Annotated in this window: 15 protein-coding genes; 9 read left to right on the top strand and 6 right to left on the bottom strand. The window is 71.4% G+C overall.

Annotated elements, in window-relative coordinates; genetic code table 11:
- Positions 1–36 precede the first annotated feature (36 nt).
- The gene (locus OG410_RS31585) at positions 37–864 is read right to left on the bottom strand and encodes an oxidoreductase (RefSeq protein ID WP_329302204.1); all 828 of its coding nucleotides are present in this window, start codon (positions 862–864) and stop codon (positions 37–39) included.
- 106 nt (positions 865–970) lie between these two features.
- Here OG410_RS31585 and OG410_RS31590 point away from each other — a divergent pair, with 106 nt between their 5' ends.
- Together OG410_RS31590 and OG410_RS31595 are read left to right on the top strand one after the other, a co-directional pair.
- Positions 971–1,921, top strand: coding sequence for a LysR family transcriptional regulator (locus OG410_RS31590; RefSeq protein WP_329302205.1), 951 nt, complete (start codon positions 971–973; stop codon positions 1,919–1,921).
- A gap of 111 nt (positions 1,922–2,032) precedes the next feature.
- Complete coding sequence (locus tag OG410_RS31595) at positions 2,033–3,538, top strand: RICIN domain-containing protein (RefSeq protein ID WP_329302206.1); 1,506 nt, start codon at positions 2,033–2,035, stop codon at positions 3,536–3,538.
- A gap of 21 nt (positions 3,539–3,559) precedes the next feature.
- Here the strand turns inward: OG410_RS31595 and OG410_RS31600 are convergent, their stop codons facing one another.
- The 3 genes from OG410_RS31600 to OG410_RS31610 all read right to left on the bottom strand — a co-directional run bounded on the left by OG410_RS31600 (position 3,560) and on the right by OG410_RS31610 (position 8,075).
- The gene (locus OG410_RS31600; RefSeq protein WP_329302207.1) at positions 3,560–5,848 is read right to left on the bottom strand and encodes a caspase, EACC1-associated type; all 2,289 of its coding nucleotides are present in this window, start codon (positions 5,846–5,848) and stop codon (positions 3,560–3,562) included.
- Positions 5,841–6,239, bottom strand: coding sequence for a hypothetical protein (locus OG410_RS31605; RefSeq protein ID WP_329302208.1), 399 nt, complete (start codon positions 6,237–6,239; stop codon positions 5,841–5,843). Before OG410_RS31605 ends, OG410_RS31600 begins: the two co-directional genes overlap by 8 nt.
- Before the next feature lie 159 nt (positions 6,240–6,398).
- A complete protein-coding gene (locus OG410_RS31610; protein ID WP_329302209.1) occupies positions 6,399–8,075 on the bottom strand; it encodes a rhamnogalacturonan lyase B N-terminal domain-containing protein in 1,677 nt (558 codons plus the stop codon).
- 282 nt (positions 8,076–8,357) lie between these two features.
- Here OG410_RS31610 and OG410_RS31615 point away from each other — a divergent pair, with 282 nt between their 5' ends.
- The 3 genes from OG410_RS31615 (at position 8,358) to OG410_RS31625 (ending at position 12,087) form a co-directional block, all read left to right on the top strand.
- Entirely contained in the window at positions 8,358–9,446 is a 1,089-nt protein-coding gene (locus tag OG410_RS31615; protein ID WP_329302210.1) for a rhamnogalacturonan acetylesterase, read from the top strand.
- A gap of 112 nt (positions 9,447–9,558) precedes the next feature.
- Positions 9,559–11,295, top strand: a complete 1,737-nt coding sequence (locus OG410_RS31620) for a DUF2264 domain-containing protein (protein WP_329302211.1) — start codon at positions 9,559–9,561, stop codon at positions 11,293–11,295.
- Positions 11,296–11,343: 48 nt separating this feature from the next.
- Complete coding sequence (locus OG410_RS31625) at positions 11,344–12,087, top strand: rhomboid family intramembrane serine protease (protein WP_329302212.1); 744 nt, start codon at positions 11,344–11,346, stop codon at positions 12,085–12,087.
- A gap of 99 nt (positions 12,088–12,186) precedes the next feature.
- Here the strand turns inward: OG410_RS31625 and OG410_RS31630 are convergent, their stop codons facing one another.
- On the bottom strand, positions 12,187–14,412 hold the full coding sequence (locus tag OG410_RS31630) for an MMPL family transporter (RefSeq protein ID WP_329302213.1): 2,226 nt from the start codon (positions 14,410–14,412) through the stop codon (positions 12,187–12,189).
- A 102-nt stretch (positions 14,413–14,514) separates the two neighbouring features.
- Between OG410_RS31630 and OG410_RS31635 the strand changes: the two genes are divergently transcribed.
- Both OG410_RS31635 and OG410_RS31640 read left to right on the top strand, forming a co-directional pair.
- Positions 14,515–15,339: a TetR/AcrR family transcriptional regulator gene (locus OG410_RS31635; RefSeq protein WP_329302214.1), complete on the top strand. Its 825-nt coding sequence runs from the start codon at positions 14,515–14,517 to the stop codon at positions 15,337–15,339.
- 115 nt (positions 15,340–15,454) lie between these two features.
- Complete coding sequence (locus tag OG410_RS31640; RefSeq protein WP_329302215.1) at positions 15,455–16,309, top strand: enoyl-CoA hydratase/isomerase family protein; 855 nt, start codon at positions 15,455–15,457, stop codon at positions 16,307–16,309.
- Positions 16,310–16,473: 164 nt separating this feature from the next.
- Here OG410_RS31640 and OG410_RS31645 read toward each other — a convergent pair whose 3' ends face one another.
- Positions 16,474–17,067 carry a TetR/AcrR family transcriptional regulator gene (locus OG410_RS31645; protein ID WP_329302216.1) on the bottom strand — a complete coding sequence of 198 codons (594 nt, stop codon included), beginning with the start codon at positions 17,065–17,067 and terminating at the stop codon, positions 16,474–16,476.
- Positions 17,068–17,314: 247 nt separating this feature from the next.
- Between OG410_RS31645 and OG410_RS31650 the strand changes: the two genes are divergently transcribed.
- Together OG410_RS31650 and OG410_RS31655 are read left to right on the top strand one after the other, a co-directional pair.
- Positions 17,315–19,024 (top strand): PHP domain-containing protein, encoded by a 1,710-nt coding sequence (locus tag OG410_RS31650; RefSeq protein WP_329302217.1) that lies wholly within the window; start codon positions 17,315–17,317, stop codon positions 19,022–19,024.
- Entirely contained in the window at positions 19,021–19,755 is a 735-nt protein-coding gene (locus OG410_RS31655; protein ID WP_329302218.1) for a hypothetical protein, read from the top strand. The genes OG410_RS31650 and OG410_RS31655 overlap by 4 nt, the downstream gene beginning before the upstream one ends.

Consider the following 19,755-nt stretch of genomic DNA (forward strand, 5'->3'; position numbering starts at 1 on the left):
CCGCCCGGTCACCGGGGCCCGGCCGTCGCCGGTGTCTCACGCTTCGAAGGCCGTGTCCCGCGCGAGCTTCTCCCAGGCGGTGATTTCCGCGCGCTGCGCGTCCAGGTGCCCGAGGACGGCGTCCACCCCGTCTTCGCCGAGCGGCAGCCGCAGCGGAGTGCGGTCGTCGGCGAGGGCGGCCAGGACCGCGGCCACACCCCTCGCCGGGTCGCCGGGCTGGTCCCCGTCACCGGCGGCCACGGCCTGCCGGGTCGGGCCCACCGTTTCCGCGTAGTCGGCGATCTCCTCGCTGGCGCCGGCCGCGCCCATCAGGTTCGTACGGAACGCGCCGGGCTCCACGATCAGTACCTTGATGCCGAGCGGCGCCACCTCGGCCGCCAGCGCGTCGGAGAAGCCTTCCAGACCGAACTTCGTGGCGCAGTACGCCGCGAACCCGGGGTACGTCATCTGCCCGCCCATGCTGCTCATCTGGACGATCGCCCCCGAGCGCCGTTCCCGCATGTGCGGCAGCACGGCCCGTACCAGCGCGGCGGGCCCGAAGAAGTGCAGTTCGAAGAGGGACCGCAGCTCCGCGTCCGTGGTCTCCTCCGCGGCGCCCACATGAGTGCGGCCCGCGTTGTTGACCAGCACGTCGATCCGCCCGTGCCGTTCGACGACATCGGCCACGACGGAGTCGATGCCCGCCGGGTCCGTCACGTCGAGAGCGAGCGCCTCGACCTGATCGGGGTGAGCCGCCACCAGACCGGCCAGCACCTCGGGCCTGCGGGCCGTGGCCACCACGACATCGCCCCGGCCGACAGCCGCCTCGGTGAACGCCCGGCCGAAACCGCTGCTCGCACCCGTGATCAGCCACACCTTGCTCATGTCCGACTCCCTGGTCGTCTTTTCGTCCGCTGTCCTGCTTCCGACGAGTCCAGCCTGGCCCCGCGCCCCCTCGCCCGTCCAAGACCCTTCGTGATAACTCATGGTTATGGCCATGGACGTTCACGGGCGGGACCTGCGCTATTTCGTCGCCGTCGCGGAGGAGCTGCACTTCACGCGCGCCGCCGAGCGCCTCTTCGTCTCCCAGCCGGCTCTCAGCAAGCAGATCCGCGCCCTGGAGAGGCAATTGGGCGCCGAGCTGTTCGAACGGGACCACCAGAGCGTGCGGTTGACCGCCGTGGGCGCCGCCCTGCTGCCTCATGCGCGCCGGGTCCTCGCCGCGTGGGCCGGCGCGGCCGACGCCGTGGAACGCGCCAAGGCCGAGCAACGGGCGACCCTGGTCGTCGGCATGAGCACCAGCCCGGGGCGGGGCGGTCTGCTGCCGGCCATCAGATCCCGGTTCGGCGAGGCGTGTCCGGACGCCAGGATCGAACTGCGGCAGGTGAGCTGGGCGGACTCCAGCGCCGGGCTCGCGGACGGTTCGGTGGACGTGGCGTTCGTGTGGCTGCCGGTGCCGGACGAGGAACGCTATGCGTGGGTGGTGGTGGCCGAGGAACCCCGCCATGTCGCGCTGCCGGACACGCATCGCCTCGCGGACCGCGGGGAGATCGACTTCGCGGACCTCCTCGAGGAACCGTTCATCGCCATCCCCGAGTCCGCCGGAGTGCTGCGCGCGTACTGGCTCGCGCTCGACGACCGCCTCGGGCACCCGCCGAGGATCGGCGCCGAGGCCGCGAACGCCGACGAGACGTACGAGGCCCTGGTGGACGGCCGGGGCGTCTGCCTGCTCGCCGCGGGGAACGCGCCGCTGCTCACCCGGGGCGGTGTCGTGACCCGCCCGGTGCACGGCATCACGCCGAGCAGACTGGCGCTCGCCTGGCGCGCGGACGACCGGCGCCCACTGGTCCAGGCGTACGCCCAAGCGAGCCGTCTCGCCTCGGGGCGCCGGTCCAGCCTGCCCAGGAGCCCCGGCCGGCCTGCCCAGGAGCCCCAGGTCTGAGGACCGGCCCCGTCCGTCCCGTTGACCTCTTCGTAGTACGCGCTTACTTTCTCCGACGGAAATGTTCGTCATCGCAGATGATGTTCGGCATACCGGACGGACGGTCACCGCATGAGCCGTATGAGCCGCACCACGCCCGCCCCACGCTCCGTACCCGCCCCACGCTCCGCGTCCGCCCCACGCGGAACCCGCGCCGATCGGCACCCGCCGAGACGCCTGTACGCCCTCCTCGTCGCCCTCTGTCTCGCCCTCGCCGGGGGACTCCTCGCCGCCGCTCCCGCCCTGGCGGCTGTCCAGACCGTCACCAACGGCACGCAGTTCACGGACACTTCGGGCGCCCCGGTGCACGCGCACGGCGGCGGGGTCCTCAAAGTGGGCGGCTACTACTACTGGTTCGGCGAGAACCGCAACGCCGACAACACCTTCCGGTACGTCGACGCCTACCGCTCCACCGACCTGAAGAACTGGGAGTTCCGCAACCATGTCCTGACCCGGTCCAGTGCCGCCGAGCTGGGCACGGCCTACATCGAGCGGCCCAAGGTCATGTACAACGCGTCCAACGGCACGTTCGTCATGTGGATGCACAAGGAGAACGGCGTCGACTACAGCGAGGCGCGTGCCGCCGTCGCCGTCTCGGACACCGTGGACGGCGCCTATGCCTATCGGGGCAGCTTCCAGCCGCTCGGCCAGTACATGTCCCGTGACATCACGACCTTCGTCGACACCGACGGAACCGGCTACATGGTCTCCGCCGCCCGCGAGAACTACGACCTCCAGATCTACCGGCTCACCGCCGACTACACCGGCATCGCGGCCCTGGTCGCCGACCCCTGGCACGGCGGACACCGTGAGGCACCCGCGCTGTTCAAGCGGGGCAGTGTCTACTTCATGCTGACCTCGGCCGCCACCGGCTGGAGTCCCAACCAGCAGCAGTACGCCACCGCCACCTCGCTCGCCGGCCCCTGGAGCGCGATGGCGAACGTCGGTGACTCCACGGCGTACGGCTCGCAGACCGCGTACGTCCTTCCCGTCCAGGGGACTTCGGGCACCTCCTACCTCTACATGGGCGACCGCTGGGGCAACGCGTTCGGCGGCACGGTCGACGACTCCCGGTACGTCTGGCTGCCGCTCGCCTTCCCGACGTCCACCACGATGTCCCTGTCCTGGTCGCCGGAGATCGGCGTCGACGCGGCCGCCGGGACCATCAGCGCGACGAGCGCCGCCTACGAGACCCTGACGGCCCGTCACTCCGGCAAGTGCGCGGACGTCCCGAACCAGTCGCTGTGGCAGGGGATCGCGCTCGCCCAGTACACCTGCAACGGCGGAGGGAACCAGAAGTTCTGGTTCAAGTCCCTCGGCAGCGGCTACTACGAACTGATGGGCCGGGGCAGTTCCCTGTGCCTGACCGAGAGCGGCACCGGCGTCAGCCAGGAGGACTGCTCCGGCACCACCGCCCAGCAGTGGTCGGTGACGGCATCGGGCGGCTATGTGCTCCTCAAGGCCAGGGCGTCCGGCGAGTGCCTGGACGTGTCCGGCGCCTCCACCGCCAACTCCGCCCCGCTCATCACGTACACCTGCAACGGGGGGACCAACCAGCAGTGGACGCGCGGGACTTGACGCAGGGGGGCGGTACCGCGGTCAGGAACCGGCCTTCGGCTGTTCCGGGGAAACCTGGGCCGGCGCCTTCCGGGGGCCGGATTCCTGCGCCTGGGCGTGGGCGGCGCTGCGCCGGTCCGGCAGCACGGACGTCTCGTTGCCGGTTCCGGCCGTCTCGACACCGAGAGGCGGCGAGGTCACGTCCAGGAGCAGTGGCTCGCTCGTCCGGCCGCTCAGTGCGGCGCTCTGCAGCGCGGCGCCGATGACCACCCCCTCGGGGATGATGCCGCGGACCGGTTCCCGCCCGCCGGCCAGCTCCTTGACGAGCGTGGCGATCGCCGGCATCCGGGTGGCTCCGCCCACCAGGACGAAGTGGTCGATGTCGTCGATCCCCTCGACGCGCCAGGCGGACTTCAGTGCCCGCTGTACCAGTTGGGCGCAGCGCTCCAGCAGATCCTTCGCCAGCCCGTCCAGTTGTGCGCGCGTCAGCGTGACGTCCATGTGAACCGGCCCGGACGGAGAGGTCGCGATGTGCGGCAGGTCGACGACGGTGGATGTGGCCCGGGACAGCTCGATCTTCGCGGCTTCAGCGGCCTCGGCCACCCGCTGGAGGGCGGCCCGGTCGGTAAGCCGGACACCCTGGCGGAGGGCGAATTCGCGCACGAGGTGATCTACGACGCGGCCGTCCCAGTCGCTTCCCCCGAGCTTGCTGTCACCGCTGGTGGCCAGTGTCTCGACGACCCCGTCACTGATGCCCAGCAGCGACACGTCCAAGGTGTCTCCACCCAGGTCGAACACCGCGATGTTCTCGTCACCCCGGCCGAAACCGTACGAAAGTGCCGCGGCGGTCGGCTCGTTCAGCATCCTGACGGTTTCGATGCCCGCGAGAGCAGCCGCGTCCGTCAGGGCCGCCCGCTGGACGTGGTTGAAGTAGGCGGGGACGGTGAGGATCGCCCGGGTCGCCGTCTCGCCCAGATGGGCTTCCGCGCTCGCCCGCAGGTCGGCGAGGATCCAGGAGGCGACCTCCTCGGCGGAGAAGCGGCGGACCCCGTGCCGGTAGGTCCATCCCGTGCCCAGTTCCCGTTTGATCCGGTGGATGGCGCCGCCGGGAACGCGGGAAGCCCGCTCCTTGGCGGCCTTCCCCACCAGCAGCGTCCCGTCCTCGGCGAACGCCACGACGCTCGGAGTGGTGACCTCTCCGTGACGGTTCGGGATGACCCGCACCTCACCGTCCAGGAACACGGCCACCGCGGAATTGGTCGTCCCGAAATCGATGCCGAGGATCTTCGGCCCGTCCGCGGTCGGCCGGGTGGCCCGGGAGGCGGTGTCCGGTGTCCCCGAAGGCAGCTCGCCGAGGCCACGGCTGTGCCAGAGTCTCCCGGCCTGGGCGCCGACCTGCGGGTCACGGTCGCGCACCAGCGTGGTCAGGGCTTCCAGCGCGGCCTCGCGGACCGGGCCCTGCCGACTGCCGAGCAGCCGTTCCACCTCGTGCAGGGCGCCCAGCCGCTGCCAGCTGGCCCCGGTGAGGATCGCGGCGCGGAGCGTGTCGGGAAGCGCCGGGCCCTCGGGCGCGGTCAGGTGGAGGATGCCGGGGTTGCGCGTCAGATAGAGGGTGCCCTCGGAGTTGTTGACGCTGCGGGTCGGCGTCTGGCTGGGCATCCGGCTGCGTACGCGGTCGTGCACGAAGGCGTACAGCTCCTCGGCCGACACATATCCGTCCCCGTCCAGGTCGGCCGTGCCGTCCCGCAGTCCTTCGACCACGGCGGCGGTGAAGATGGACGGTTCGGCCCGCTCCCTGCTGCTCCTCTCGCTCTCGTGGCTGTACTGCAGGGCGGTCGAGGAGGTGATCACGACCCGGCCCGGCCCGGAGAGGGGCTCGTTCACATCGACCGTCGGCGCGGCTCCGCGGGTCCTCAGCCCTTTGGCGAACGCCCCGCTGAAACAGCAGTCCAGGAGGACGACGGCCCGCCGGCAGAGACTCTCCTCCAGCTGGTCCGCGACGAATTGGGAGGGGACCGCGGTCGCGTCCAGTAAGTCCCGGTCGGTGTCCGAGGCGACGAAGTGCAGCCGGCCCCGGGAGTCCTTCCGGCCGTGGCAGGAGAGGTGGAGCAGGAGCAGGTCCTGGCTCTGCGCGAGGGCGAAGAAGGACTGGATCGCCTTGCGGATCTCCAGCGCCGTGCCGTTCTCGACGACGGTGACCTCGAACTCGCCGATGGCCGCGTCGCCGAGCACGGCGGCGAGGTGCTCGGCGTCCGCGGCGGCACCCGGCAGCTCGGTGAAACGTCCGTCCGCGTAGTGCTGGTTGACGACGAGGAGTGCGGCTTTACGCATCGGGCGTATCGGTCTCTCGGGGAGCGTGCCGGGCCACGAACAGCTCGACGGCGCGCCGCTGGTCCGCGCGGGAAACCGACGTCAGACGCAGTTCTTCACCGTCGATCGTCAGGTCGATCGAGCCCGAGTTGCGGCGCGCGAGCCAGTCCTGGGCCAGCGCGACGAGCGCGCGCAGCGTCGCCGCGCTCGTCGCGCCGACGAGGAGCGTCGTCCAGACCACCGTGTCCCCGGCCCGGGTGCCGTCGGGAGCCGGACCGTCCGTGGCGTGTCGCACGGAGGCCAGATCCAGCAGGGACAGTTCCTCGGCCAGGAGGAGCACGGCGTCGGCCGCGCCCTCGGGGTCCGCCTCGTCGGTGAACGTCAGCGTGGCGTCGCAGCGCGGATTGCTCAAGGTGTCCTCCCCGTAGGCCTCCCGGGCCCCCACCCGGGAGAGGCCAGTGTGACACCTCGGAGTCGCCCTTCGGCAGGTCTGGGGGGAATGTGAGTCCTCACCCGACCCGGTGTGTAGGGTGCGTCCCGCGCCGCCGGGAAGGGGCCGGCGTTCCCGGCGTCAGGCCAGCAGATCCAGCGCGTCGATCGACGTCCCGGCGCTGAGATACGACGTCGTCCCCGATCCGCTCACCACGTCGATCTTCAGCACGTTGTACTGGCCGGTGTCGCCGAGCCAGGCACTGGCGGGCACGCTGTACGTGAACGTGGTGTTGTTGCCGCGGTACGAACCGACCGTCAGCGAACGGGTGCTCGGCTGGGTGGGCGGTGAAGGGATCGCCGACACCCAGCTGTTGACCGTGACCTGTGGCCGTCCGTTCGCGTAGGCGGTGGTCACCCCGATCCGCAGGGTGTGCGCGGCCGCGGCCTGAGCGGCCGTCAGTTTGAAGTAGACGAGCAGACCGCTGTTGACGTCCTTCCAGATGTACGCCGGGAAGGACGCGGTCTCGCTGCCGCTGCCGATGACCACGTTGCCGGTCCACGCGGCGGCCCGGACGTCGGAGGGATGCGCGTACGTCATCAGGTCCGCGTTCTTGAACCCGGCGGGCGTGCCGTCCCAGGTGCCGATCCGCCAGATCGCGGTCGCGTTGGCCGGGTCGTTCGAGGAGGCGATGGCGATGGTGTTCAGGGTGGTTGTGCCACCGGCCGCGACCGTCACCGAGGTGGTGTGGACGGCGAGTTCGCCCTTGAAGACCGTGAGGGTGTACGTCCCCGGCAGGACGCCCCCGATCGAGAACCAACCGTCCGAGGACCGCGCCGAACCCCAGTACTGGGCAGCCGAGTTGGCGAGCCCGACGGTGTACGCGTACGCGGTGTCGCGGCCCGAGATGCCGACGCCCGCGACCTTGCCCCGGCCGCTCGCCGCGACGTACCCGGAGATGCCGAGCGAGTCCGCCCACGCGGTGGTCAGAGTGCCCGGGTACAGCGCGGAGGAGGGGGTGCCGCCGTCCGTGAAGGCGATGACGTACGGGCCCTGGAGACCGAAGCGTTCGGCCTCGGTCTGGTTCTCGCCGTAGTACAGGATCTCGTACAGGCCGCCGCCGTCCGTGCTCTGGTGGCGCAGCAGGGAACGGTAGAACGGGCCGCCCGAGGCCTTCTCGTGGTTGGAGCGGACGACGTACAGGCCGACGCTTCCGGTGGTCCAGCCGATCGCGGAGTAGTCGATGACACGGCGCTTCGCGTAGTGCTTCGAGCGGGTCTGCCCGTCCGACTTCGCGAACACGTCCGCGGACTCGATGACGGTCGGCGCGTACGTGTAGGAATCGGGCTCGTCGTTGAGGAACAGACCGGCCTTGACCCGCACGATGTAGCGCGTCGCGCTGACGGAGGTGTCGGCCTTGTTGGTCCACAGATAGATGTTGTTCTCGCCGCTGCGGGCCGCGTAGTAGTGCTTGAGCGTGCCGTAGGCCACGGAGATCAGGATCGTCGTACCGGACTGCTTGACCGTCACGGTGGAGCTGCCGAGGCCGGACTCGACATGCGAGTTCTTGCCTCCGTAGCCCTGGTACTCGGTGCCCCGGTAGACCAGCGAGGTCAGGTCTCCGTTCGTCTTGCTCACCTTGAAGACGAGGTTCGCGCCGGTGTCGACGACGTAGTTCGAGCCGTCGTCGCTCCAGCCGAAGGACGCGGCGGACGCGGCGGTGGCGAGCGGCCCGGAGAGGGCCGCGGTGCCGGCGGCGGCAGCGCCGCCGAGCACGAAGGCGCGGCGGCGGACCGGCCTGTTCAGGGATCCGGACATGGGGGTGCCTCCTTCGGGAGCGGGGAGGTGCGGGTGTTTCGCAGCGTGACAGTTGAAGCGTCATCGCGAAAGGGCTTTCATCGAAGGGAAGTTGGCAGTCGTAGGAAATTCGGCCGCACTCTAGAAAGCGCTTGCCCATGAGCGGTACCGTCCTGCCGCACCGTCCTGTCGCTTTCTTGCTTTCTCGCCTTGTCGCTCCGCGTTCCCCTGTTCCGCCGCTCGCCGCTCGCCGCTCGCCGCTCGCCGCCCCGCTGTCCCGCTGTCCTGCCGGAGGAGCCGCCCATGAGACGCCTCACCATCGCCGTGCCGCTGTTGGCGGTGGCCGCCGCCGGTACCCTGTCGGCCGGCCCGGCCCGGGCCCAGGCGGGGAGTCCCGGCCCGGGCACGGAGAACTGCACGGCGACCGCCTGCCACTTCGACGTTCCGCCGGGCACGTACGACGTCAGCGTGCTGCTCGGCGGACCCGCCGCGGCCAGTACGTCCATCAGCGGAGAGACCCGTCGCTCCCTGCTCCCCGAGACCGCCACCGAGGCGGGCCGGCCGGTCGCGCGCGCCTTCACCGTCGACGTCCGCACCCCCGAGGGCGAGCCGACCGGCCCCGCGGGTACCCCCGGCCTGGACCTGGTCATCGGCGGTTCGGCGCCCGCGCTCGCCGGCATCCGGGTGACCTCCGCCCTCCCCGGCGGACACGGTCCCGACCGCCGGGAGGACGGCCGCACACGCACCCGGCAGATCTTCCTGGTCGGCGACTCGACCGTCTGTGACCAGCCCGGCGACCCGTACTCCGGCTGGGGCCAGCAACTGCCGCAGTACTTCAGGAAGGGCCTCTCGGTCGCCAACTACGCCGATTCCGGGGAGAGTACGGTCACCTACCTCGCCGACCCGGCGCTCTTCCCGACGGTCCGGACGCTGATCCGCGAACGCGACCTGGTGCTCATCCAGCTCGCCCACAACGACAAGACGACCGACGAGGCGACCTACCGCGCGAACCTCGAGACGCTGGTCGCGGGGGTCCGCGCGCGGGGCGGCGACCCCGTCCTCGTCACACCGATCGTCCGCCGCTGGTTCAACGCGGACGGCACCCTGGACAACGGCACCGCGCTGCTGGTGAACGGCCTGGGCGTGGACCACCCGGCCGTCGTGCGCTCGGTCGCCGCCGCCGGGAACGTGCCGCTCATCGACCTCACGGCGAAGACCAAGGCCGTCGTCGAGTCGCTGGGCGTCGAGGGCTCCAAGGCGGTCTACCTCTACAACGAGAAGCGGGACAACACCCACACCTCGGTGCACGGGGCCACGGTGTACGCGGCCCTGGTCCGCGACGAACTCCTCGCCCTGCGTCTGGTGCCGAGGGCCCTGGTGAGGGTGGGATGAGCCCCTGGGGCGTCCCGACCGGAACCGGGGCGCCCCAGGTATCCGCCCCGGCCACCCGCCGGACACCCGGCGCGCGAGACGCCGGGCCCGGCCCGGACAGGAAGCCCCTGAGATGCCCGTCGAACCCGCCGAGGACCGCTCTCTCAGCCCGTACACCGGCCGTACCCGCGCCCATTGGGAGGCGACCGCCGATGCCCTGCTCGCCGCGGTCGCCCCGTACGCCACCGACGACCAGGCCCTCTACCACTTCCCCGGAAACCGCACGAGCAGCGCGGGCAGACTCTCCGACGGCCTGGAGGGCTACGCCCGTACGCTGCTGCTGGCGGGCTTCCGTCGTGACGAGAAGACCCTGGAGCGGTACGCGCGGGGGCTGGCCGCCGGAACGGCGGGCGTCTGGCCCCGGGTCGAGGACCGCAGCCAGCCACTCGTCGAGGCCGCCTCGATCGCGCTCGCGCTGCGGCTGACCCGGCCCCTGCTGTGGGACCGGCTGGACGACGGCGTGCGGGAACGGGCCGCCGCATGGCTCGGTGACGCGCTGACGGCCGAACCCTGGGCCTGCAACTGGGAGTTGTTCCCGGTGACGGTCGGCGGCTTCCTCCAGGAGATCGGCTACGAGCCCGAGGCGTCGCGCGCGGCGATCGACCGCGGCCTGGAGCGCATCGAGCAGTGGTATCTCGGGGACGGGTGGTACACCGACGGCCACGGGCGCAAGTTCGACTACTACAACGGCTGGGCGATGCACCTCTATCCGGTGCTGCACGCCTGGCTGGCGGACGACGCCCGGCTGCTCGACCTGTACGCCGGCCGTCTGGAGGCCCATCTCGGCGACTACGCCCGCCTGTTCGGCGGTGACGGCGCGCCGATGCTCCAAGGCCGCTCGCTCACCTACCGCTTCGCGGCCACCGCCCCCCTGTGGCTCGGCGCGCTCACCGGCCGAACCCCCCTGTCCCCGGGCGAGACCCGGCGCCTCGCCTCCGGCGCCCTCGGCTACTTCCTCGACCGGGGCGCGGTGGACGGCAACGGCCTGCTCACCCTCGGCTGGCACGGCCCCGACGAGGCGTTCGTGCAGCACTATTCCGGCCCCGCCTCGCCGTACTGGGCGAGCAAGGCCTTCGTCGCCCTGCTGCTGCCCCCGGAGCACGAGGTCTGGACGGCCACGGAGGAACCGGGCCCGGCGGAACGCGTCGACGCCGTCACTCCGGTCGGACCGCCCAACTGGCTGCTCCAGTCGACACGTTCGGACGGACTGGTCCGCCTCCACAACCACGGCAGCGAGGACGTCCGCTACGACCCCTACTACACGCGGCTCGCCTACTCGACGGTGACGGCGCCCTCACCGTCGTACGACAACAGCGTGATCGTCGGTGCCGGCGCGAGCCGGACGCGGATCGTGCCGCTCGGCGTCGGTGAGGGCTGGGCGGCGTCCCGGCACACTGTTTCGGAGGGCGTCGAGGCAGGCTGCCTCGTGGTCGCGCGGGGGGCCGTGGAGGTCCGGGCCCACCTGGTGTCGGGCGCGGACCCCGGGACGCCGGTACGGGTCACGGGCTGGGCCGCGCAGGACGGCGCGCGCTCCGAACTCCTGCCCGCGCACGGCCTGTCGGGAACGGGGGAGGGCGTCACCGGGGACGGCCCGTCCCTCTTCGTCGCGCTCGTCCGCCTCACGGCCGACCGGGACCCGCTCCCGCTCACGGACCTGGTGTCCGTGCGGGTGACGACGCCCGAGGACAAGGGATCCGGAGCGTACGACGTGATGGTGACCTGGGCCGCCGGAGGAACGGCGTGCTTCCGGTTCGACGGCACCGGCGGAATCGTCCCCCTGAACGGCGGCGACCTCACCGGCATTCCCTAGAGTTCGGAGTGAGGCGGAAAAGGATCCGCCGGGGCAGGGGGGTGTGTCATGGGTGGTCCGGACGAGGGCCGGGGCGGCAGAGCGGACGCCGGCCCGGTGAACGCGGATCAGATGATCGCGGAGGCGCGGAAGGCGTTCTTCGTGATGTTCGGTTTCCTGGCGATCGTCTGGCTGGTGCAACTGGCCAACTACGCCGACGATTACGCGTTCTCGCGGGACTACGGTCTGGTGTCGGACGACATCGGCACGCTGCCCGACATACTCAGCGCGCCCTTCCTGCACTGGAGCTGGGCGCACATCGAGAGCAACTCCGGCCCGCTGTTCGTCTTCGGCTTCCTCGCCGCCTACCGAGGTGTGGTCCGCTTTCTCGGACTGAGCCTGCTGGTGGCGACGACCAGCGGGCTCGTGGTGTGGTTCTTCGAACGAGGCCATGTGGAAACGGTGGGTGCGAGCGGCCTGATCTTCGGCTACTTCGGTTACGTCGTGGTCCGCGGGATCTTCGACCGGCACCTGATCGACACCCTGATCGGTGTCGTCATGGCGGCATCCTTCGCCTACATGCTCACCGTCGCGGTACCAGGGACACCGGGGGTGAGCTGGCTCGGCCACCTCGGCGGCCTGATCGGAGGCCTGGCCGGCGCCTGGCTCTTCCGCGACCGCCGCCCCCGCCCCCTGCCGCCCACCCGCTCCGACGGCGGCGGAGGGGCCCCCGCCCGCCGCGCCCCGAACCCGGACCCCACCAACCCGCGCGCGGACCTGCACAAGGAACTGGGCGATCTGGGGCTGCTCTAGACGAGCGTTCGCCGTCCCGGGCCGGTCGGTTGCCGATGCGCGCCTGTGCCCGCCTCCCGGGCGGTGGAGGCGGGCACGCACCGGGGTGCGGTCGCGTGGTCAGACCTCCGTCGAGTTCTTCAGGTACGGCGGCTTCGACGCAGCCGCGGGCCGGGGCGCGGGACCGCCTTCGCTGAGACCGAACCGTCCGTGGAAGCCGCGCAGGAAGCCGGGCGCGTACCAGGCCGAGCGGCCGAGCAGGCGCATCGCGGCGGGGACGAGGACGCCGCGTACGGCGACGGCGTCGATGAGGATGGCCAGTCCGGCGCCGAGGCCGAACATCTGCATGAAGCTGACCTCGGCGGTGACGAAGGCGAAGAAGCTCACCGCGAGCAGACAGGCCGCCGCGGTGACGATGCGTCCCGTGTGGCCGAGGCCGTCCCCGACGGCGGTCTCGGTGTCCTCGCCCTGGTCGTGGAGTTCCTTGATCCGGCTGGTGACGAACACCTCGTAGTCCATGGAGAGTCCGAAGGCGATGCAGACCATCAGCACGGTCATCGCCGTCTCCATCGGCTGCGCGGTGACGCCGAACAGGGAGGCGAGATGGCCGTCCTGGAAGATCCAGGTCACGACGCCGAGGGTCGCGCCCAGACTGATGACGTTGAGGACCAGCGCGCGCAGTGGCTGCACGACGCTGCCGGTGAACAGGAAGAGCAGGGCGAAGGTGGTGAGCGCCACCAGGCCCAGGGCGAGCGGGATCCGGCTGCCGACGGAGTGCTTGGAGTCGACCAGCGCGGCGTCGACTCCGCCGACCAGGGGCTGTGATCCGGCGGGCGGTGCGACCGCCCGCACGTCCTCGACCAGGCTCTGGGCGGCGTCCGACTTCGGTACCAGGCCGCTCACCACGTTGATCCGCTGTGCGTCGGGGCGGCTGAGGGCGGCGTCGCCGGCCGCGGTGGACCGACCGTCGACATAGGTTCCCGGGCCCGCCTCGACGCGGAGGACGCCCTTGAGCGTGGACAGTTCGGTCGCGTACGAGTCCAGCGAGGCCTTGTCCACCGGCTGGTCGATGACGACGTGGACGGCCGCGTCGTCACTTCCCTCGAACTTGTCCCGTAGCTCCGTGGCGACCTGACGGCTCTGAGCGTCCTCGGGCAGCACGCGTTCGTCGGGCGTGCCGAGGCTGATGCCGAGCAGCGGGCTCGCGGCCAGCAGCAGCACCGCGAGCACGGGCAGCGCGGTGAGCGCGGGCCGCCGCATGACGGTGCGGGCCAGCCGTCCCCACAGGGGCGCCCTGGTGGCGACGCGCCCCGGCCTGGCCCACGGCAGCCGCCCGCTGTTGACCCGGTGCCCCAGGGTGACGAACAGCGCCGGCATCACGAACAGGGTGGCGACGGCCGCGATGGCGACGACACCGATCCCCGCGTAGCCGAACGACCGGAGGAAGTACTGCGGGAACACCAGGAGCGCGGCGAGTGCCACGGCCACCGTCGCGGCGGAGAACGCGATCGTACGGCCCGCGGTGCGCACGGTGTGCCGTACGGCGTCGTCCACGGCTTCCCCGATCGCGAGCCGCTCCCGGAACCGGCTGATCATCAGCAGGGCGTAGTCGATGCCGAGGCCGAGGCCCAGGGCCGTGGTCAGATTGGTCGCGTTGACGGAGACATCGGTGGCGCCGCCGAGGAGGGTCAGCTCGGCGAACGTACCCGCGATGGCGACGATCGCCACGACCAGCGGCAACAGGGCCGCGACCACGCTGCCGAAGACGAACAGGAGCAGGACGAGAGTCACCGGTACGGCGATTCCCTCGGCCAGCACGAGGTCCTTGGGTACCTGTGTCGACATGTCGTCGCTCACCGCGGCGCCGCCTCCGGCCCGTACGCCGAGCCCGCCGGCGTGACGTCCGGTGTATTTGTCGATGAGGGCCCTGGCGTTCTTCTCCCGCTGGGTGTCGTCACCCTTCACATGGGCGAGCACCAGGGCTTCGCGGCCGTCCCCGGAGCGGAGGGCCGGGCTGTCCGAGTCCCAGTACGAGACCACGTTCCGCAGGTTCCGCTCCGCCCTGAGGTCGGCCGCCAGGGCCCGGCCGCTCCGCTCGGCGGCCGGCGTGTCGACGCGGCCCTTCTCCGCACGGACCATCAGGACCAGGTTCGTCTCCCCGCCGAACCTCCCGTCGATGACCTTCTCGGCCCGGCTGGACTGCGAGGCCGGGTCGTCGAACCCGCCCCCCTTCAGCTTGCCGAACACGCCGACGCCGAGGGCGCCCATGAGGACCACGGCAACGAAGGCGACGGCGAGTACCAACCGGGCCCGGCGGATGGCCAGTTCGGCCAAGCGGTCAAACATGACCGTTCTCCTTTGAGAGGGGAGTTCGACAGGGGAGGGGAACTGGCGCCACGAACGAAGCTAGCGGGCGGCAAAAACATTTGGCAGTGTTAGATTTTCCTCATGCCCGCACACGAACCCGTGACGGTTCCACCCCCGCCGCCCTCCCTGCGCCAGCGGCGCCGTGCGGTCGCCGTCCAGGAGATCCTGGACGCCGCCGAGCGCCACCTCGCCGAGCACGGGCCGCACGCGCTGTCCCTGCGCGCGGTCGCCCGGGGACTGGGTATGACCGTGCAGGCGCTCTACCACTACTTTCCGAGCCGGGACGCCCTTGTCACGGCGCTCATCACCAAGGCGTACGACGACTTGGCCGACGCCGTTCGGGCCGCCGTCGACAACGGCGGGACCCAGGCGGACGGTTCGGTCCTGCCGGGGACGGTGGTCGCTGCCGAGGGCTATCGCAGATGGGCGATCGACAACCCGGAGCGGTTCCAGCTTCTCTACGGAACGCCGTTGCGGTACTACGCGGCCCCTCTCGACGGCCCGACCACCCGGGCGGTCCGCCGGATGGGCGCGGCCTTCCAGCGCGAGCTGTTCGGCGGATTCACCCCTGCGCAGCTCGCCGCGGCCGACGTCCCCCCGCTCTCACCCTCGCTGCGGGCCCACCTGGAACACATGCCGGCGGAGAGCCCGGAAGCAGCCGTGCCGCCCGCCGCGACCGCTCTCTTCCTGAGCGCGTGGGGGCACCTGCACGGCCTGGTCATCCTGGAGGTGTTCGGCCACACGGACTTCCTCGGCGACCACCGGGCCGAGATCTTCCGGACGGCGATATCGAACCTGCTGGAGGATGTGCACCGCCGTATCTCCACCCCTGTGGAGGCCCGCAACATCACGGCGCTGGACGCGCCCTTCCGCGCCGAGGGCGACGTCGCCACGGCGGGCGGCTGAAGCCACCGCAGAGCCGGGGTCGTCAGGAGAATCGGCCAGAGGCGGCATAGCATGGCGCAACGGGCGAAAAGCTCACTCCCTGTGCCGCGTCCACGAGAGGGACGGCCCCCGAGCGATGACAGGAACAGAGATGGCCGCCTCGTACGAAACCATCAGGACGAGGCTGGACGGCACCGTCCTGTGCGCCACGTTCGACGCGCCGCCGATGAATCTCATCGGCCCCGAGGTCGTGCGGGACCTGGTCGCGCTGCTGGAGGAACTGTCACGCCCGACCGCCCCGCGCGTGGTGATCTTCGACAGTGCCGACGCCGACTTCTTCTTCCCGCACGTCGACATGACGAAGGTCCCCGAGTACACCGCCGAGGCCGCGAAGGCCGGAGGCCCCGGCGACGCCTCCCTGGGCATGCTGTTCCGCAGACTGAGCCTGCTGCCGGCCGTCACCGTCGCCAAGCTGCGCGGCCGTGCCCGGGGAGCGGGCAGTGAGTTCCTCCTCGCCTGCGACATGCGCTTCGCCTCCCGGGAGAACGCCGTCCTGGGCCAGCCCGAAGTGGGAATCGGGGCACCCCCCGGCGCGGGCGCGATCCAGCACCTCACCCGGCTGATGGGCCGGGGCTGCGCACTGGAAGCCGTGCTGACGTCGTCGGACTTCGACGCGGACCTCGCCGAACGCTATGGATGGATCAACCGTGCGGTCCCCGACGCCGAACTGGACGCGTTCGTCGCGGATGTCGCCGCGCGCGTCAGCGGATTCCCCCGCGACGCGCTGATCGCGGCCAAGTCGGCCGTCAACGCCGTCAGCCTGCCGAGTCCTGCCGAAGTACGCGCGGACGCCGCCCTGTTCCAGCAACTCGTCCGGTCCGAGGAGACTCGGCGGCGTACGGCCGAGCTGTTCAAACAGGGCTTCCAGACCCGTGGAGCCACCGAACTCGGCCTCGGAGAAGCACTGGGCCGCCTGAAGGCCGCCGACTGATGAGCGGTCCACAGGGCCGCCATTCGTCCGTGAGCTCGCGGACCGGTCCGTGGCGGACGGTCGGCGCCACGACGCCGACGCGGTGCCCGGTGGGCGACCGGCAGGCGTCGTCGCACAGCTGGTCTCGCCTGCCGGTTTCGTAGGCCCGGAGCGAGGGGCGCCGGTCAGGTCCCGTCCTCGGCGCGCGGCCAGTTCTCCAGGGTCACGTGCAGTGCGTCCAGCGCGTGTCTCCAGGACGTCTCCACGGAGCGCGGGGCACCGAAGCCGCCGATGGCCTCCAGGGCGCAGTAACCGTGGAACGTGCTGCGCAACAGGCGCACGGCGTCGGTCAGATCGGGCTCGGACAGCCCGTAGGCGCGGAGCATTCCATAGGTGACCTCGGCGGTGACCTCCGCCGTGCGACGGTACTCCGGCCGCTCCGCGACCAGGGCCGGGTCGGGCTGAGTGTGGGTGGCCCGGTAGCGGCCGGGCCGCTCCAGCGCGTAGGCGCGATAGGCGTCGGCGAAGGCGACGAGGGCGTCCTTTCCGGCCCGTCCGGCCACGGCGGTGGCGATCCTGTCGATCATCTCGCCGGACGCGAGCAGCGCCATGCGCTCGCGCAGCTCCCGGACGTTCCTCACATGCGCGTACATGCTCGCGTCCTTCACCCCGAACTGCCGGGCCAGCGCCGCCACCGTGACGTTCTCGAAGCCGATCTCGTCCGCGAGATCGGCCGCCGCCAGCACGACCCGCTCGGTCGTGAGTCCGGCACGAGCCATGAGGACCACCTTTTAGCCACGGAACATTTCCTGGGGAACCCAGGCAGAAGCCTAGTCCCGCATGGCCGCCGACTCCGTGGAATTCATGACGCAACGGACAGGGTGTGGAGCAACAGGCTTATAGGTAAAGCCAGTTGACCGTTCCAGGTCGCCCCACGAACACGAGGGGGCCGCCCGCCGTTCATGCTCCGCCCCGAACCTCCTCATGACGCGTCCGCAGGGGCGGGGCGGGATTCAGGAGGCGGTCATGGGCCACACGCACGGACACGAGCACGGGCATCACCATCATCACCCGCACGGCCACGAGGGCACGGGTACCACGCTGCCCGCCGCCTTCGACACCGCCGTGCCCGACGAGGCCCTCACCCCCGAGCAGCGCTCGCGCCGCTCCCTGCTGCGCCGCGCGGGACTGCTCGGCGCCGGCCTCGCCGCCGCCGGCGTCCTCGCGCAGGGGGCCGCCACCCCCGCGTACGCCTCCACGGGCGGCCGGAGAAAGAACGGCTTCCTGTGGCTCGCCGGAGACCACCACATCCACACCCAGTACAGCAGCGACGGCAAGTACCGCGTCCGTGACCAGGTCCGGCAGGGCGCCGCGCACGGCCTGGACTGGATGGTCATCACCGACCACGGCAGCGAGACCCACGCCAAGATCGGTGTGGACAAGGTCAACCCGGACATCCAGGCGGCCCGGGAGGCCTACGGGGACACCCTCGTCTTCCAGGGCCTCGAATGGAACATCCCGGCCGCCGAGCACGGCACCGTCTTCGTCCACCCCGGCCGCAACGAGGTCGCGGTCCTCAAGCAGTTCGAGACCGACTACGACGGCAGCGTCAAGGGTGCCTCCGACTCGACGCCCGCCAACGAGGCGCTCGCCATCGCCGGCCTCAACTTCCTTGCCGAGCAGGTCCAGCGGCGCCGCGTCAAGGACATCCTGATGCTGGCCAACCACCCCGCCCGCAAGGGCCTCGACTCCCCGCACGAGATCCGTGCCTGGCGCGACGCGACCCCCGCGTCCCACCAGATCGCCGTCGGTTTCGAGGGCGCGCCCGGCCACCAGGCCGGCGGCATCCAGAAGACGTACGGCATGGGCCTCGCGCGCGGTCTGTACGACAGCAGCCCGAGCGCCAACTCGTTCGCCGGCTACCCGCTGGAGAGCTACCGCACCTGGGGCGGCTTCGACTGGATGACGGCCACCGTCGGCGGTCTGTGGGACAGCCTCCTCGCCGAGGGCAAGCCCTGGTGGATCACCGCCAACTCCGACTCCCACCAGGTCTACACGGACACCGCAGTACGCGGCGGACCGGACAGCGACTTCACCGCCAACGGCAGGCACACCGACCCGGTCTACGGCGGAAAGATCGACACCACCCAGGGCGACTACTGGCCCGGCCAGTACAGCCGTACGCACGTGGGCTCCGACGGATTCTCCTACGCGGCCGTGATGGACGGCATCCGCGCCGGCCGGGTCTGGGTCGACCACGGGCAGCTCATCAGCGGTCTCGACGCGCGCGTCTCCGGCGGCGGCCGCTGGGCCACCCTCGGCGGCGCCCTGCATGTGCGCAAGGGCACCCGGGTCACCCTGACCGTGGACATCGGACTGGCCGGCGGCCCCAACTGGGCCGGTTTCGTACCCAAGTTGGCTCGCGTCGACGTCGTCCAGGGCGATGTCACGGGCGCGGCCTCCGACCGGGACACGCTCACCGCCCCCACCGCGCGGGTCGCCAAGTCCTACGAGGTGAACAAGTCGGCCGGCACGGTCCGGCTCACCTACGACCTCGGCGCCGTCGACCGCCCGGTGTACGTCCGGCTGCGCGGCACCGACGGAAACCGCTCCGCCGTCGGCCTGAGGGGCGCGTCGGTCGACCCGGCGGGCCCGGCCGTGGACGTCCTCGGCGACGCGGACCCGTGGAAGGACCTGTGGTTCTACTCCAACCCGGTGTGGGTCCTCCCGTCGTGAGCGAGCCGTACGTCGTCGGAGTCGACACCGGTCATACGTGTGCCCTGCGGGAGGCCGACCATCTGGTGCGCGCGCTCGCCGCGGAACTCGGCCTGCCCGCGGACGTGCTGGGCTGCACGCACCACGTACGGGACGGGCGGCGGCCGCACACGGCGCTGTCCTTCGCCGTGCCGTCGGAGCGGGTCGCCCGTGCGGCCTGGCGGTGGCTCACGGAGAACGGCTCCGGCAGGCCCGCCACCGGCACCGGCACCGGCACCATCGCCGGCACCATCGCCGGCACCATCGCCGGTGCCGGTGCCGGTGCCGGGGAAGGCGACGGGGGCGGGGGAGCCGGTGGATCGGGTGCCGGTCCTGACGCCGGGACCGGCACCCTCCTGGGTGTCGCCTTCGGCGGCGACCGGCACGGGCCCGACGAACTCGCGGCCGGAGCCGCCCACGCGGCCGCCGAACACAGGGCGCGCACGGGCGGCCGTGCCGTCCTGTACCCGGGAGTCGACGCCCTGACCGGTGTCCTGACCGTCGCACGGCTGCTGGAGGTCTCCGCGGTGGACCAGGTCGCCGTGCTCGGCTCGCCCGGAGGGGCCGCCAGGGAGGCGAAGCTGGTCACCCGCGACCACGTCCGCCCCGAGTGGCGCGAGGGCCGGCTCGTCCTCGCGGCGATGCCGGCCGTCGGCGGCACCCTGGTGCCCTTCGAGGTCCCGGACCCGACACCCTGCTGCGCCGACCACTGA

This window comes from Streptomyces sp. NBC_00659 (assembly GCF_036226925.1).
GTDB lineage: Bacteria > Actinomycetota > Actinomycetes > Streptomycetales > Streptomycetaceae > Streptomyces.